We start from the raw sequence: 14,611 nt of genomic DNA, 5'->3' as shown, positions 1-14,611 counted from the left end.
ACGACGGGTGGCCCACAACCGGAGACGGCACTTGGAACGACCCGAAATACCGGCAGGCCTGCCCGCCGACATCGAAGAGAAGATGATGAAGGCCCGGCTTTGGTTCGAGGCGCTGCGCGAGCGCATCTGCGGCGCTTTCGAGCAGATCGAGCAGGACCTTGGGGGCCGCTCGCCTCATGGTCGCCCGGCCGCTTCGAAAAGACGCCGTGGGAACGCGATCAGGGCAAGGGCGGGGGCGGCACCATGTCGATGATGCATGGCCGCGTCTTCGAGAAGGTCGGCGTTCACACTTCGACCGTTTATGGAGAGTTCTCGCCCGAGTTCAGGAAGCAGATGCCCGGCGCCGAGGAAGACCCGCGCTTCTGGGCATCGGGCATTTCGCTAATCGCGCACCCGTGGAATCCCAACGTTCCGGCCGTGCACATGAACACCCGCATGGTGGTCACATCCAGGCAATGGTTCGGCGGCGGCGCCGACCTGACGCCGGTGCTCGACCGCCGCCGCACGCAGGATGATCCCGACACGACGGCCTTCCACCGCGCCATGCAGTTCGCTTGCGAGAAGAATGCCGACGTCGCCGACTATCCGAAATTCAAGGCCTGGTGCGATGAGTACTTCTTCCTGCCGCACCGCAACGAGCCGCGCGGCACCGGCGGCATCTTCTTCGACTGGCTGCATTCGGGCGAGGAGAAGGGCGGCTGGAACGCCGATTTCAATTTCGTCCAGGATGTCGGGCGTTCGTTCCTCGTCGTCTACGGCCACCTGGTGCGCGCCAACTTCAACGAGAACTGGACCGATGGCGACCGCGACGAACAGCTCATCCGCCGCGGCCGCTACGTCGAATTCAACCTGCTGCACGATCGCGGCACCATCTTCGGGCTGAAGACCGGGGGCAACGTCGCCTCGATCCTTTCCAGCCTGCCGCCGGAGGTGCGCTGGCCATGACCTGGGCGGGCGGCGGGACGCACGATGCTTTGATGCAACCATGCCGCCCCTCCCGTGTTATAGTTTTCGCCCCGCTTACGTCTGACAATTCGACCGTAAGCCAAAAATGGCGGAGCCTCGACCGGCTCCATGGAGCAAGAGGAGAAATCCCATGAAGCAATTTCACTGCGGGTCGCTCGTTCCCGGTTGCGAATGGCACACACGTGCCGACGAGGAGGCCGAGGTGATGCGCCGCGCCGTCGAGCATATGCGCGAGACGCATGGCGAGACGACCATCCGTGAGACGATGATCGAGGCGATCCGCTCGCGCATCGAGAAGGTCCGCGACGCCGCGTAGGGTGCGGCGGGGGTTTTTAGGTAATCGCAAAAGAACCGCGGTGCGCTCGGGTAACGCGCGTCGCGTCGATTTAATTGCGAGACACTGCCTGCATCTCAAAAAATTATATTTGCTCCAGCTAAAATAAACCGCGCGGTAACCGAACCCGTGCGATCGTCGGACTGATTTCCAGACTACAGGGGGCTGCCAGAGAAGCCCGTCGCCGCCAGGCACTGGTCCGGAATCGGTGGGCGAGGTGTTCGCGCATGCGCGAAAAGTCCGGCGATCGTGCGAGTTTGTGCGCAATGGCGCTCCTGTCGTGGGCGCTCCTTGGCGCGTCGCCGGCGATTGCCCAGGAAATGACGACATCGCTCATCGACATCCATCAGGGCTCGCCGCTCAGCGACAAGGCGAGAGGCCTGGGTGACGGCGGGTATGAACTGCAGACCGGAAGCCGGGTCTCGTTCAACCAGTGGTACCAGACAAACTGGGTCGACATGCATGTGGACCTGATGACGCAGATCACGCAGGACACCGGTATCCTTTGGGGATTTGGCACCGGGGAACAAGGCGAGAAGTATCGCATCGCGCCCAGCCTCAAGCTTGGTTTCCTCACACAGCTGCATCCGAGCGCGAACAGCATCCTGTCCCTGTCGTTCACCACGACCTTCGGCGGCAAGCTCAGCGAAAAGCCCTGCCAGGCCGATTATGGCGATTTGGGCACCTTCAGCGTCAACTGCCGGCTCGCCGCCGGGGAGATGGCACCCGATGAAACCTTGAAATATCTGGTTAACGCTAAACCGGAGAGCCAGCATCTGTGGCTGAATTACCGTGTTACTTTCTGATCGCGAGGGGCCGGGCACGAGATGTCGCGTAGCCGCGGGAGATTCGCGATCGTCCGTCCTAGCTCTTGTTTGAACCGGGGTAAAAACATGTCAAATGCGCATTGGAAATTCGCTATTGCCACGGCCCTCGCCCTCCTGCCGGCATCGATTGCCATGGCTCAGGAAGCAGTCGGTCCTGATCCGCTGTCCGCGCTCTGCGTCGGCGGTCAATCCAACGCATCCATATGCCTGAGCGCGACCCTGCCGGCGGCCACGTCGCAGACCTTGCAAAACTGGATGAGCCCGGATGTCGGGGCCGCATGGCGCGCCGGTTACAAGGGCCAAGGCGTCACCATCACGATCGTCGACGACTTCTCCAGCACCTCGAAGTTCAGCGGCAATTTCGGCATCGGCACGCAGACCCAGCGCCATGGCGAATGGACCCGCGAAGAAGCCAGCATGATCGCGCCGCTGGCGACGATAAGGTCGAAAGATTTTTCCACCAGTTCATCGGTCGCGCTGGCGCCGGGCCTGAACGTGCTCAATCTGAGCTATGGCATGTACGCCAAGGCAGGCTACAGCCCAAGCCAGATCGGATGGAGCGCCGAGGAAGCCTCCATCATCTCCTATGCCACCAAGGGAACGGCCGTGGTTTCGAAGGCGGCGGGCAACGACGCGGTTGCCGTGGGCGGCGTCACCAGTGGCCAGCAGGATTATCTCGACCTCGCTTTGGTCGGAAAGGCATCCGCGATTTTCGTCGGCGCGCTCAACAGCAACGGCACGACGTCGAACAAGGCCACCATGGCCTGGTACTCCAATACCGCCGGTTCCAACACGGCTGTGCAGAGCCATTTCCTGGTCGTGGGTGTCACCGGGGACAAGACCGGCCTTTACGGCACCTCTTTCGCCGCGCCGATCGTTGCCGGCTACGCCGCCATCGTCGGCAGCAAGTTCACCAAGGCAACGCCGACCCAGATCACCAACCAGTTGCTGAATACGGCCCGGACCGACACGCTGGCCAACTATAACGCCTCCGTCTATGGCAAGGGCGAGGCAAGCCTTTCGCGCGCCCTCGCTCCGCTGTCGATCAAGTAGCAGAACGGAACAGCAGGGCAACACCGGCGGAGACCGGGCGGCTCCGGCCTACGTTTCAAGGGCTTGCGCGGCGCGTTCGAGCAACGTGCCGCGATCAGCCGCAAATCCCGCCTCGACCCATTCGGCTTCGAGATTCTTGAGGATTTCGCCGAGCTTCGGCCCCGGCTTTGCGCCGAGCGCCGTCAGATCGGCCCCTCTGAGCGGAAACTCGGGCCGTTCCCATTTGAGCGCGAAGGCAAGCAGGCGCGAAAAGCCGCCCGCTTGAAGCAATGCGTCATTGTCCTCGACGGCGCGCACCCGCGCCGCGGCAAGCGACAGCCGCAGGCGGTCGACAAACCCTTGCCGGTCGCCGCGATAGAGCCGTTTCGCCAGTTCGCCCTCGGTCGTCTTCGGCTCGACGGCCGTGGTAAGCGCCCAGTGGAGCATGCGGTCGGCTTCGGCGGTCGAGAACCTGAGCCTCTCGGCCAGCGTCTTCATGCGCGCTGCATCCGGCGGCACGATCGCCTCCAGCCGCAGCATCGGATCCACCGCCCAGCCCAGGTCTTTCTCGGCCTTGGTCAACCCGTGGATGGCATCGATACCCCATTTCTCGCTTTCCGACAGCGTGGCGGTCAGGACACCAGCCTGGCGCATCCACAGCAGTGCGCGCGACGGATCGGGGGCCGACAACAGCTTTTTCAACTCGGACCAGACGCGCTCGGCCGAGAGCTGGCCAAGGCCGTCCTTCAGCCGGGCGCAGGCCTTCAACCCCTCGGCGTCCGGCCGGCCGTCGCCATACCAGGCAAAGAAACGAAAGAAGCGCAGGATGCGCAGATAATCCTCGCGGATGCGCGCCTCCGGGTCGCCGATGAAGCGCAGCCGGCGCGCCTCGATGTCGGCGATGCCGCCGACAAGGTCGACAACCCGTCCGTCGGCCTCCGCGTAGAGCGCGTTGATGGTGAAGTCGCGCCGCTCGGCGTCGAGCTTCCAGTCGCGTCCGAAAGACACCTTGGCGCGGCGGCCATCGGTCTCGACGTCGGCGCGCAAGGTGGTGATCTCGTAGGGTTTGCCGCCGGCAACCACCGTGATCGTGCCATGCTCGATGCCGGTCGGCACCGCCTTGAAGCCTTCGCCCTCGGCGCGGCGGATGGTCTCCTGCGGCAGGCAAGAGGTGGCGATGTCGACGTCGGCGACAGGCTGGCCCATCAGCGCGTTGCGCACGGCGCCGCCGGCGATACGCGCCTCTTCACCGCCTTCGGTGAGCGCGCCAAGCAGGCGCTGCAGATGCTTGTCGGAGAGCCAGTCGGCCCTGTCCGCGATCGAAACACTCACGCATAGAGCCTTTCATAGAGCGTACGGATGATACCGGCGGTGACGCCCCAGATGCGCCGGTCGCCATAGGGCATGTCGTAGAAGAACCATTCGAGATCGTTCCACATGCGGCTGTCGCGCTTGTGATTGGCGGCGTCCATCAGGAAGCGCAGCGGCACCTCGAAGGCGGCATCGACCTCGTCGGCGTTCAAAGCCAATTGGAAACCCGGCCGCACGATGCCGAGCACCGGCGCGATGCGGTAGCCGCTGCCGGCAACGTAATCCGGCATGCGGCCGATGACCTCGATACGATCCTGGCCAAGGCCGATCTCCTCGAAGGTCTCGCGCAGCGCCGCCGCCTCCGGGCTCGTGTCGGTCGCATCGATCGTGCCGCCCGGGAAAGCCACTTGCCCGGAATGATTGCGCAGTCTCTCGGCCCGTTTGGTCAGGAGAACCGTCGCCTCGCCGTCATGGTCGACCACCGGGATCAGCACCGCCGCATTGCGCAGCGGCTTGCCCGGGTTGAGGCGTGGGTGGCCGGGATTGAAGCGGTGATCGCCATAGTCGTCGCCGGCATGCGCGTCCGGCTGCGCGGCAAAGCGCGCGCGAAAATCCGCCGATGAGAACGGCGCCGGCGATACCTGGTCCATCACGCGCTCAACCGCTTCAACTGATCCGCCGGCATGATCGGAAACACGGCATTGTTCGAGCGCACCGAAAACATCGTCCGGCCGTCGATCTCGATCTCCTCGCCATGCCCGACCAGCTCGTACATGACGGGCCGCGCCACCAGCGCCTCCAGCCTGCCGCGCACCAGCAGATAGGGCTTCAAACCGCCGGTCTCGTTCTCGTCGACGAAGCGCAGCGGCCGCTCCGGCCCGGCCTCGACCACGTCGCCGACATTGGTGCGGAAGGTGATGACCTGATCCTCGCCTTCGCCCGAAACATCCATCTCGACGGCGATGAACGGCGCATCGGCGACGCGGATGCCGACCTTTTCCACCGGCGTCACCAGATAGGTCCTGCCGTCGGCGTCCTTGCGCAGCACGGAGGAGAAAAGTTGCACCAGCGGCATCCGGCCGATCGGCGTGCCCAGGTAGAACCAGGTGCCGTCGGCCTTGATCTCCATGTCGAGATCGCCGCAAAAGTCGGGATTCCAGCGTTCGACGGGCGCCGCGCCCTTGCCGGCACGGGCCGCGCGCGAGATCAGCGCCTCGAGGCCTCGAGCTTCGGTGGCCTGCGTAAGGCTTTGTTGGCGATGTTCGTGGTGTTCGCTCATCGTCACGAAATAGTCACTGTTGTTCCGCTTGTCAGCCTAAGTCTGTGATTTAAGTTCCAGCATAGGCGCCCCGCGAGGCCGAATCGCGGCAACCTATGGTATGGTGCGGGCCAGTATTTCCAAACCATGGCATTTCCAACCAAAGGGATCGATGCGGCATGAGCGTGATGGTCAAGGAAAGCCCGATTAGCGAAACGGACATGGTCGCCGAGGCCGAGAAGGCGCTTGCCGACATCTCCAGGATCCGTGACGGGGTTGGCCGGGTGATCTTCGGCCAGGAGCACGTCGTCGAGCGCACCCTGGTGGCGCTGTTGGCCGGCGGTCACGCGCTTCTGGTCGGCGTGCCGGGCCTGGCCAAGACCAAGCTGGTCGAGACGCTGGGCGTCGTGCTCGGGCTCGATTCACGCCGCATCCAGTTCACGCCCGACCTGATGCCGTCCGACATCCTCGGCTCCGAGGTCATGGAGCAGGACGAGACCGGCAAGCGCTCCTTCCGCTTCATTTCCGGCCCGATCTTCGCCCAGCTGCTGATGGCCGACGAGATCAACCGCGCCTCGCCGCGCACGCAATCGGCGCTGCTGCAGGCGATGCAGGAATATCACGTCACCATTGCCGGCGCGCGCTACGATCTGCCCTCGCCCTTCCATGTGCTGGCGACGCAGAACCCGCTGGAGCAGGAAGGCACTTACCCGCTGCCCGAAGCCCAACTCGACCGCTTCCTGATGCAGGTCGACATCCTCTACCCCGAAATCGAGGCCGAGCGCCGCATCCTTCTGGAAACCACCGGCGTCGAGGACGCCAAGGCCACCAACGTGCTGCAGCCGGCACGGCTGAAGGAGATCCAGACACTGATCCGCCGCATGCCGGTGCCCGAAAGCGTCGTCGAGGCGATCCTTACCCTGGTGCGCTCGGCGCGTCCGGGCCAGGGCAATGCCGACACCGACAAGCATGTCGCCTGGGGTCCGGGCCCGCGCGCCAGCCAGGCGCTGATGCTGTGCACCAGGGCCCGCGCGCTCTACGACGGACGGCTGGCGCCCTCGGTCGACGATGTCAGGGCGCTGGCCGAGCCGGTGCTGCAGCACCGCATGGCGCTGACCTTCGCCGCCCGTGCCGAAGGCACCAGCGTGCGCGATGTGGTGGCGAAACTCGTGAAAGGCGTTTGATGGCGCGTATCGGCGAGGTCCAGGCTCCGGCAGCGACGCGCGACGCGCTCGCCCGCGGCCGGTTGCGGGCTTCGCTCGTGCCTGACCTGCTGGTCGAGGCGCGCCGCATCGTCAACACCGTGATCGCCGGCTGGCATGGCCGCCGCAAGCGCGGTATCGGCGAGAATTTCTGGCAGTTCCGGCCCTATGTCGAAGGCGATTCCTCGCGGATCGACTGGCGCCGCTCGGCCCGCGACGACCACACCTATGTGCGCGACCGTGAATGGGAAGCCGCCCACACGGTCTGGCTGTGGGCCGATCCCTCGCCGTCCATGCTCTACAAATCGACCGGCGCCGGCGTTTCCAAGCAATCGCGCGCCCTGGTGCTGACGCTTGCCATGGCCGAGCTTCTGTCGCGCAGCGGCGAGCGCATTGCCTGGCCGGGGCTGACCGATCCGTTCACCGCCCGCAACGGCGCCGAGCGCATCGCCGCCCAGCTCATGCATGCCAGCGAGCTGCCGGCAAAACCCGATCTCTCCGACATCAGGCGCTTCTGCGACATCGTCATCGCCAGCGATTTCCTCGATCCGGTCGAGGAGACCATGGCCTGGCTCGACGTGCTCGCCCGCCACGGTGTGCGCGCCCATCTGATCGAGGTCGCCGACCCGGCCGAGGAAACTTTCCCCTATGCCGGCCGCACCGAGTTCACCGATCCCGAGACCGGCGACAAGCTGACTGCGGGCCGCGCCGAAATGCTGGCCGACGAATACCGCCTGCTCTACACCGCCCGCCGCCAGGAACTGGCCAGTTGGTGCAAGCGACTCGGCTGGAGCTTTACCGTCAACCACACCGACCGACTGGCTTCCGACGCGCTGGTGCGCCTGCACATGGCGATGACCGCCGATGGCGGTAAGCCTGGCATTTCCGCCGATGGCGATAAGCCTGGGAAGGCTGTCGCATGAGCTGGCTGCCGCTCTCCTTCGGCGCCCCCATGGTGCTGTGGGGCCTGTTGGCGCTGCCGGTGATCTGGTGGCTGCTGCGGCTCACCCCGCCCAAGCCGCAGACCGAGGTGTTTCCGCCGCTGAAGATCCTGGCCCGTGTGCTGAGGCGTGAGGAAACCCCGCAGCGCAGCCCCTGGTGGCTGACGCTGCTCAGGCTGCTGATGGCGGCCCTCGTCGTCGCGGCATTGGCAGAACCGGTCTTCAATCCGCGTGAAAAGCTGCCGGCCGAGGGTGCCGCCCTTGCCCTGGTCATCGACAATGACTGGGCCAGCGCCGCCGACTGGAACAAGCGCGTCGCCACCGCCGAGCGGCTGATCAACGACGCCGGCTCGAACGGCGTGCCGGTCGTCATCGCCTTCACCGCCGAAAAGCCCAATGCGGAGATCGGCCCTTTCGATGCCGCCGCCGCACTCGACCGGCTGCGCGCCGCCAAGCCGCGGCCGATCCCGACCGACCGGCCCGCCGTCTATGCCCGCGTCGCTGGCGTGCTGGAGGGCTTGCCCGGTGCCAGCGTCGCCGTGCTGGCCGATGGCCTGGCGGCAAAGGGCGACGAGGCCGCCTTCAACACGCTGTTGTCGAAAAATGCCGCCCGCGTCGTCTGGGCGGTGGCCGACCGGCTTTCCCTGACCGGCCTGACGTCTGCCGAAAACCAGGTCGATGGCTTTGCCCTGACCGCCGTCCGCGCGCCCGGCGATCCAGCCCCGGCGCAGGTCACCGCCGGCGCCTTCGACGACAAGGGCCGCCGCATCGCCGATGCGACCCTGACCTTCGCGCCGGGCAAGGCCGCGGCCACCGGCACCATGGCGGTGCCGTTCGAATTGCGCAACGACTTCGCCTCGATCGCGCTCGATGGCGAACGGCATGCGGGTGCCGTGCGCGTGCTCGACGAAAGCTCCAAGCGCCGCCGTGTCGGGCTGTTGTCGCAAGCCGAGGCCGACCAGGCGCAGCCGCTTCTGTCGCCGCTCTACTACATCAGGCGCGCGCTGCAGCCCTTCGCCGATCTGGTCGAGCCCTCCAGCGCCGATCTCGCCGACGCCATCCCGCAGATCCTCGACCAGAAGCCGGCGATGATCGTCATGGCCGATATCGGCACCATTCCCGCACAGGTTCGGCAAAGGCTGGTCGACTGGGTCGACAATGGCGGCACGCTGGTGCGCTTCGCCGGCTCGCGGCTGGCCGCCGCCGGCAATGACGACGATTTGCTGCCTGTCCGCCTGCGCACCGGCGAACGTTCGCTCGGCGGCGCGCTGTCATGGACCTCGCCGCAACCGGTCACCGAATTTCCCAAGGCCGGCCCGTTCGCCGACCTGGCGCCGCCGACCGAGGTCACGGTGACCAGGCAGGTGCTGGCCGAACCGACACCCGACATCGTCGAGCGCACCTGGGCCGCCCTTGCCGATGGCACGCCGCTGGTCACCGGGCTGAAGAAAGGCAAGGGCACGCTGGTGCTGTTCCATGTCACGCCCGAGGCGACGTGGTCGAACCTGCCGATCTCGGGCAGCTTCGTCGAGATGCTGCGCCGCATCGTGCAGCTCTCGCGCAACCAGGGCGCGGCGGTCGCCAATGCCGAAGCCGCTGCCACGTCGCTGGCACCCTATCGGATGATCGCGGCCGATGGCTCGCTGGTGCCGCCGACATCGGATGCACGGCCGCTGGTGCCGGGCGCTGGCACGCTGCCGGTCACCTTCGAGAACCCTCCGGGCTTATATGGTTCGGAGACGGGCGTCTTCGCCCACAATCTGCTCGACGTCGCAAGCACCTTCGAGCCACTGGCGCGCCCGCAAGTGACGGTGCCCGTCACCACCATCCAGTATGCCTTTGATGAATCGCGCAACCTGAAGGGTGCGCTGGTCGCCGCGGCTCTGTTGCTGATGCTGCTCGACACGCTGGCGGTGTTGTGGATGGGCGGTCTGTTTTCGCGCCGGCCCCGCCGGGCCGGTGCCGCGGCAACCACCGCCGCCGTGCTGATCGCGCTTGGCGCGCTGTTCGGTCACGCCGACCTTGCCCGTGCCGACGACGCCAAGCCTGGTGACCAGGGCGCTATCGAGGCAATTTCGAAAACCCGCATCGCCTATGTGCTGACCGGCGTGCCGGGTGTCGATTCGATCAGCCGTGCCGGGCTCGAGGGCCTGACCCGCTTCCTGATCGAGAAGACGGCGCTTGAACCGGGCGCGCCGGCCGGCGTCGACATTTCGAAGGACGAGCTGTCCTTCTATCCCCTGATCTACTGGCCGATCGACCCGGCGGCACCGATGCCGAGCCAGGCGGCCATCGCCCGCATCGACGCCTATATGCAGCAGGGCGGCACAGTGCTGTTCGACACGCGCGACCAGTTCGCCAATGGCATCGGCGCCGATTCAACCAGCCCGGCGACCGAGCGGTTGCGCGACATTCTCGGCAACCTCAACGTGCCGCCGCTGGAGCCGGTGCCGTCGGACCATGTGCTGACCAAGTCCTTCTTCATCCTGCCCGAATTTCCCGGCCGCTTCGCCGGCAGCCCGCTCTGGGTCGAGGCATCGCTCGATGCCAGCAATGCCGACAACCGGCCGGTGCGCACCGGCGACGGCGTGTCGCCGATCATGATCACCGCCAATGATTTCGCCGGCGCCTGGGCGGTCGACGAGAATGGCGACCCGCTATTGCCGACCGTGCCCGCCGACCCGATGCAGCGGGTCTACGCGCTGCGCGCCGGCGTCAACATCATGATGTACATGCTGACCGGCAATTACAAATCCGACCAGGTGCATGTTCCCATCCTGCTCGAACGTCTGGGGCAGTAGGATGATGTGTTTTCTTGCGCCGCTCACGATGATCGATCCTCCCCCGGCGCGGGAGGATAGGGCATGAACTGGTCGATCTCCTTCGAACCGCTTCTATCCTGGCCGTTTTTGGCGCTGGTGCTGGTCCCGTTGGCGCTGCTGGCGCTCGTCGGCCTGTGGTTTCGCCAGCGCGGCGCGGTCCTGCGCTTCGTCGCCCTGCTGGCGCTCGCCGCCGCCCTCTTCAATCCGGTGTTCCTCAATGAGGAACGCGAGCCGCTGAAAGGCGTCGTCGCGCTGATCGTCGACCGTAGCCAGAGCCAGGATATTGGCGACCGCACCAAACAGACCGACGAGGCAGTGGCCGGGCTGCAGCAGCGTCTTGGCCGCTTCAAGCAGTTCGACGTCCGCGTCGTCGAAGCCGGCAAGTCCGAAGCCGCCGAGGAGCGCACCGAAACGCGGTTGTTCGGCGCGCTGGAAGGCGCCTTCCGCGACGTGCCGCCCTCGCGCATCGGCGGCGCCATCATGATCACCGATGGCGAGGTGCATGATACGCCCTCGGGCACGCCCGATTTCAACGCCCCGCTGCATGCCTTGATCACCGGCAACGATCATGAAAAAGATCGCCGCATCCGCTTCGAGAACGCGCCGCGTTTCGGCCTTGTCGGCAAGCCGCTCGACATGACCTACCGCGTCATTTCGACCGAAAACGAGACCGGACCGGTCGATGTCAGGGTCTCGGTCAATGGCGAGCAGGTTTCGGTCGAGCACGCCACCGTCGGCCAGGCCATGCCGCTGCAAGTAACCATCCCGGGTGCCGGCCGCAACATCATCGAACTGGCCATCGACCGCGAGCCGGGCGAACTGACCGATACCAACAACCGCGCCATCGCGCTGGTCGACGGCATCCGCGAGAACCTGCGGGTGCTGCTGGTTTCGGGCGAGCCGCATGCGGGCGAGCGCACCTGGCGCAACCTGCTGAAATCCGACGCTTCGGTCGATCTCGTCCATTTCACCATCCTGCGGCCGCCGGAGAAGCAGGACGGCACGCCGATCAATGAATTGTCGCTGATCGCCTTTCCGACCCGCGAGCTGTTCGTCGAGAAGATCAAGGATTTCGACCTCATCATCTTCGACCGCTACCAGCACCGCGACGTGCTGCCGATCCTCTACTACGACTACATCTCCGAATATGTCGAAAAGGGCGGCGCGCTGCTGATCGCCGCGGGCCCGGAATATGCCGGCGAGGCGTCGATCGCGCGCACGCCGCTGATGTCGGCCCTGCCGGCAATGCCGACCGGCGAGGTCGTCGACAAGGCCTTTTATCCCCGCCTCACCGAACTCGGCCAGCGTCATCCGGTGACGCGCGGCCTCGATGGTTCGGCCACCGAGCCGCCGCACTGGAGCCGCTGGTTCCGAACCATCGGCGTTCAGAACCCGCAAGGCGAAGTGGTGATGAAGGGTGCCGACAACCGGCCGCTCCTGCTCCTCGACCGCAAGGGCGAAGGCCGCGTCGGCATGCTTCTGTCCGATCAGGGTTGGCTCTGGGCGCGCGGCTTCGAGGGCGGCGGCCCGCATGTCCAGCTCTACCGGCGCATCGCCCACTGGCTGATGAAGGAGCCCGAGCTCGAGGAAGAACGGCTGACCGCCGAGGGACGCGGCATGGTCCTGGAGATCCGCCGCCAGACCATGGCCGACGATCCCGGCCCGGCGCAGATCATCACCCCATCCGGCAAGACGCTCACCGTCAAGCTCGACAAATCCGAACCCGGCGTCTTTCTTGGCAGCGTCCAGACCAGCGAGATCGGCCTCTTCCAGGTCGCCAATGGGGATCTTACCGCGCTCGCCCATGTCGGCCCGGTCAACGCGCCCGAATTCGCCGACGTCGTCTCCACGCAGGAGCGGCTGAAGGCGCCGGCGGACGCCACCGGCGGCAGCGTGCGCCGGCTGGCCTCGTCCACGGGCAGCGACGTGACGCTGCCTTCCATCGTACCGGTGCGTTCGGCCGGCGAAGCGTCGGGCAGCGACTGGATCGGCCTGCGCACCACCGACGACAGCGTGCTGAAGGCCGTGTCGCGCGTGCCGCTGTTCGGCGGCTTCCTCGGTCTCGGCCTGCTGCTTCTGGCGATGGGCTCGATGTGGTACCGCGAAGGAAGGTAGCGGGCGCTCTTCCCTTCTCCCTTTGTGGGAGAAGGTGGATCGGCGCGTCAGCGCCGAGACGGATGAGGGGTGTTCCAGCGGAGTGAGACGTTGGCTTTTCCTGGAGCACCCCTCATCCGACCTCGCTTCGCGAGGCCACCTTCTCCCACAAGGGGAGAAGGAAAAAGCGCCCTGCTCTACTCCTCCGGTTCCGTCGTGAACAGCAGTGGGTAGCCCTTGGCCTTGCCGGCATCGGTCGCCCGCGTCGCCTTGGTTTCGGCGACATCCCTGGTGAAGACCGCGACCACGCAGACGCCGTGCCGGTGCGCGGTGATCATGACCCGGTGCGCCTGGTCCTCGCTGAGCTTGAATTCGCCCTTCAGCACCGTCACCACGAATTCGCGCGGCGTGAAATCGTCGTTGACGAGGATGACCTTGTAGAGCTTCGGCCGCTCGGTCTGCGGCTTGACCTTTACGCGCGGTTTTGTGGTGATTTCAGGCATTCGAACCGACTGTTTCGCGATCAAGCTTCAGTCCCATTTTGCCACGGCCGGCAGCGATCGTCCATTTGCGGACCGTCGGCGGGCATGCCCGGTCCTTCACGATCATGTGGGAAATGGTCTGTCGCGGTTCAACGGCCCTGACGGCCGAAGATGCGGCGACTTGCATCGGCATCCGACCGGCGTTCCAGCCATGCGGCGATCGGCCATCCGGCAACGCAGATCAGCGTCACGCTGGCGAGCACGATCAAAAGCCAGGCCTGCACGGGCGTGATGTAATCCCAGTTGCTGGAAATCGCCGGCGCGAACAGCGAGGGCTCGGTGCGCCCGCTTGCAGGGTCCGGCACGGGGCTGGCGGTGAGCAGAATAAGCACCCTGGCGACGCCGGTGGCAAGCAGGCCGCCGATCACCATGGAGCGAAAAATGGACGAAGGCCGCTTCTTCATGCGGATTGTCCTACAGGGCCGGCATTGCAAACGGGTTAAGCACGATCGAGATGCGTGGCTGGAAGCCGCCGGTGTTCAGCTCATCGATCGTGCACTTGGCAGAAGGCCGCCCCAGCCGGTTTGCGGCTGGAGCGGCCTTGCTAGAACTGACCTCGAAGCTGATCAGGGCTTCTTGGGAGCAGCCTTCGCGGGGGCCGCCGTCGCCGGAGCCGTCGTCGCGGGGGCCGCCTTCGCGGGCGCCTTCTTGACCGGGCACTTGTGCTTCTTGGTCGGCTTGCAGACGGTCTTCTTGGCGACCTTCTTCGGAGCAGCCTTGGCCGGAGCGGTGGTCGTCGCGGCAGCAGCCGGAGCGGTGGTCGTGGTGGCGGCAGCCGGGGCAGCGGTCGTGGTGGCGGCTGCGTTGCCGAGAACCGGCATCGAGAAGGCGAGAGCGACGGAGAGACCAAGGGCGGACAGGATGGACTTATTCATGGCTTCATTTCCTTTTGTATGCGGGTCGAATTTCGAGTGTCACTGGACCGGGTCGTTCGGTGTCACTCCAAGCAGCTTCAAAGCATTGGCGAGCATCCGGATGCCCTGCGCCTGTTTCTTGGCGGCACAGTACCGGTTGCCCTTTCTCTGAAGTGCCTTTGCCGCGGTGACCTGCGTTGCCGTGGCATGGGTTTCGAGGGCTTCATCAAATTGGTGGCTGAGATTGGCGCACCGTTCGCTCCGGGTGAGCGGCGCCTTTGCATCCGATTGGCCGACAGCGGCAGCGAGCAGGCCAAGGCCCAGCAAAACTCCCAACAAACTGACCGACAATCTTGGCATTGGTTTATCCGTACACCCGGAGACTAGCGTCGCAGCCGATGACCTGACCGCCACGGCACCGTTATGCC

The 14,611-nt window shown here is 65.6% G+C and carries 14 protein-coding genes and 1 pseudogene; 8 read left to right on the top strand and 7 right to left on the bottom strand.

Annotated features, from left to right (window positions below; genetic code table 11):
• Positions 1-31: 31 nt before the first annotated feature.
• The 4 genes and pseudogenes from hemF to EJ077_RS06895 all read left to right on the top strand — a co-directional run bounded on the left by hemF (position 32) and on the right by EJ077_RS06895 (position 3,180).
• Positions 32-945: pseudogene (gene hemF, locus EJ077_RS06910) on the top strand (oxygen-dependent coproporphyrinogen oxidase).
• Between the two features lie 151 nt (positions 946-1,096).
• The gene (locus tag EJ077_RS06905) at positions 1,097-1,282 is read left to right on the top strand and encodes a DUF1059 domain-containing protein (protein WP_027047304.1); all 186 of its coding nucleotides are present in this window, start codon (positions 1,097-1,099) and stop codon (positions 1,280-1,282) included.
• Positions 1,283-1,527: 245 nt separating this feature from the next.
• Positions 1,528-2,106 carry a hypothetical protein gene (locus EJ077_RS06900; protein ID WP_208700681.1) on the top strand — a complete coding sequence of 193 codons (579 nt, stop codon included), beginning with the start codon at positions 1,528-1,530 and terminating at the stop codon, positions 2,104-2,106.
• Between the two features lie 87 nt (positions 2,107-2,193).
• Positions 2,194-3,180: a S8 family serine peptidase gene (locus tag EJ077_RS06895; RefSeq protein ID WP_208700679.1), complete on the top strand. Its 987-nt coding sequence runs from the start codon at positions 2,194-2,196 to the stop codon at positions 3,178-3,180.
• A 48-nt stretch (positions 3,181-3,228) separates the two neighbouring features.
• On the opposite strand, the gene EJ077_RS06890 is transcribed toward EJ077_RS06895, so the two are convergent.
• Genes EJ077_RS06890 through EJ077_RS06880 form a run of 3 tightly spaced genes read right to left on the bottom strand, consistent with a single transcriptional unit; the run spans position 3,229 to position 5,749 of the window.
• The gene (locus EJ077_RS06890) at positions 3,229-4,491 is read right to left on the bottom strand and encodes a CCA tRNA nucleotidyltransferase (RefSeq protein ID WP_208700677.1); all 1,263 of its coding nucleotides are present in this window, start codon (positions 4,489-4,491) and stop codon (positions 3,229-3,231) included.
• Complete coding sequence (locus EJ077_RS06885) at positions 4,488-5,120, bottom strand: CoA pyrophosphatase (RefSeq protein ID WP_208700675.1); 633 nt, start codon at positions 5,118-5,120, stop codon at positions 4,488-4,490. The genes EJ077_RS06890 and EJ077_RS06885 overlap by 4 nt, the downstream gene beginning before the upstream one ends.
• Positions 5,120-5,749: a DUF1285 domain-containing protein gene (locus EJ077_RS06880; RefSeq protein ID WP_208702926.1), complete on the bottom strand. Its 630-nt coding sequence runs from the start codon at positions 5,747-5,749 to the stop codon at positions 5,120-5,122. Before EJ077_RS06880 ends, EJ077_RS06885 begins: the two co-directional genes overlap by 1 nt.
• Before the next feature lie 158 nt (positions 5,750-5,907).
• Between EJ077_RS06880 and EJ077_RS06875 the strand changes: the two genes are divergently transcribed.
• The 4 genes from EJ077_RS06875 (at position 5,908) to EJ077_RS06860 (ending at position 12,808) form a co-directional block, all read left to right on the top strand.
• Positions 5,908-6,912 (top strand): AAA family ATPase, encoded by a 1,005-nt coding sequence (locus EJ077_RS06875; RefSeq protein ID WP_208700673.1) that lies wholly within the window; start codon positions 5,908-5,910, stop codon positions 6,910-6,912.
• On the top strand, positions 6,912-7,853 hold the full coding sequence (locus EJ077_RS06870; RefSeq protein ID WP_208700671.1) for a DUF58 domain-containing protein: 942 nt from the start codon (positions 6,912-6,914) through the stop codon (positions 7,851-7,853). The genes EJ077_RS06875 and EJ077_RS06870 overlap by 1 nt, the downstream gene beginning before the upstream one ends.
• Positions 7,850-10,672, top strand: a complete 2,823-nt coding sequence (locus EJ077_RS06865; RefSeq protein WP_208700669.1) for a DUF4159 domain-containing protein — start codon at positions 7,850-7,852, stop codon at positions 10,670-10,672. The genes EJ077_RS06870 and EJ077_RS06865 overlap by 4 nt, the downstream gene beginning before the upstream one ends.
• 63 nt (positions 10,673-10,735) lie before the next feature.
• Complete coding sequence (locus tag EJ077_RS06860; protein WP_208700666.1) at positions 10,736-12,808, top strand: hypothetical protein; 2,073 nt, start codon at positions 10,736-10,738, stop codon at positions 12,806-12,808.
• Between the two features lie 176 nt (positions 12,809-12,984).
• Here EJ077_RS06860 and clpS read toward each other — a convergent pair whose 3' ends face one another.
• The 4 genes from clpS to EJ077_RS06840 all read right to left on the bottom strand — a co-directional run bounded on the left by clpS (position 12,985) and on the right by EJ077_RS06840 (position 14,543).
• Positions 12,985-13,290, bottom strand: a complete 306-nt coding sequence (gene clpS, locus EJ077_RS06855; RefSeq protein WP_140734332.1) for an ATP-dependent Clp protease adapter ClpS — start codon at positions 13,288-13,290, stop codon at positions 12,985-12,987.
• Between the two features lie 128 nt (positions 13,291-13,418).
• Positions 13,419-13,733 carry a hypothetical protein gene (locus EJ077_RS06850; protein WP_208700664.1) on the bottom strand — a complete coding sequence of 105 codons (315 nt, stop codon included), beginning with the start codon at positions 13,731-13,733 and terminating at the stop codon, positions 13,419-13,421.
• 162 nt (positions 13,734-13,895) lie between these two features.
• The gene (locus EJ077_RS06845; protein WP_208700662.1) at positions 13,896-14,204 is read right to left on the bottom strand and encodes a hypothetical protein; all 309 of its coding nucleotides are present in this window, start codon (positions 14,202-14,204) and stop codon (positions 13,896-13,898) included.
• A 39-nt stretch (positions 14,205-14,243) separates the two neighbouring features.
• Positions 14,244-14,543, bottom strand: a complete 300-nt coding sequence (locus EJ077_RS06840) for a hypothetical protein (protein WP_208700660.1) — start codon at positions 14,541-14,543, stop codon at positions 14,244-14,246.
• Between the last annotated feature and the right edge of the window lie 68 nt (positions 14,544-14,611).

Origin of the sequence: Mesorhizobium sp. M8A.F.Ca.ET.057.01.1.1 (assembly GCF_003952565.1) — a bacterium.
In the GTDB taxonomy this organism is placed as follows: domain Bacteria; phylum Pseudomonadota; class Alphaproteobacteria; order Rhizobiales; family Rhizobiaceae; genus Mesorhizobium.
This window is presented reverse-complemented; position numbering and strand designations above follow the sequence as displayed.

Coding starts and splice junctions, on each gene's coding strand:
- EJ077_RS06875 (WP_208700673.1), top strand. CDS start 5,908: ATGAGCGTGATGGTCAAGGAAAGCCCGATTAGCGAAACGGACATGGTC.
- EJ077_RS06900 (WP_208700681.1), top strand. CDS start 1,528: ATGCGCGAAAAGTCCGGCGATCGTGCGAGTTTGTGCGCAATGGCGCTC.
- EJ077_RS06905 (WP_027047304.1), top strand. CDS start 1,097: ATGAAGCAATTTCACTGCGGGTCGCTCGTTCCCGGTTGCGAATGGCAC.
- EJ077_RS06885 (WP_208700675.1), bottom strand. CDS start 5,120: ATGGACCAGGTATCGCCGGCGCCGTTCTCATCGGCGGATTTTCGCGCG.
- clpS (WP_140734332.1), bottom strand. CDS start 13,290: ATGCCTGAAATCACCACAAAACCGCGCGTAAAGGTCAAGCCGCAGACC.
- EJ077_RS06840 (WP_208700660.1), bottom strand. CDS start 14,543: ATGCCAAGATTGTCGGTCAGTTTGTTGGGAGTTTTGCTGGGCCTTGGC.
- EJ077_RS06845 (WP_208700662.1), bottom strand. CDS start 14,204: ATGAATAAGTCCATCCTGTCCGCCCTTGGTCTCTCCGTCGCTCTCGCC.
- EJ077_RS06865 (WP_208700669.1), top strand. CDS start 7,850: ATGAGCTGGCTGCCGCTCTCCTTCGGCGCCCCCATGGTGCTGTGGGGC.
- EJ077_RS06870 (WP_208700671.1), top strand. CDS start 6,912: ATGGCGCGTATCGGCGAGGTCCAGGCTCCGGCAGCGACGCGCGACGCG.
- EJ077_RS06895 (WP_208700679.1), top strand. CDS start 2,194: ATGTCAAATGCGCATTGGAAATTCGCTATTGCCACGGCCCTCGCCCTC.
- EJ077_RS06850 (WP_208700664.1), bottom strand. CDS start 13,733: ATGAAGAAGCGGCCTTCGTCCATTTTTCGCTCCATGGTGATCGGCGGC.
- EJ077_RS06880 (WP_208702926.1), bottom strand. CDS start 5,749: ATGAGCGAACACCACGAACATCGCCAACAAAGCCTTACGCAGGCCACC.
- EJ077_RS06860 (WP_208700666.1), top strand. CDS start 10,736: ATGAACTGGTCGATCTCCTTCGAACCGCTTCTATCCTGGCCGTTTTTG.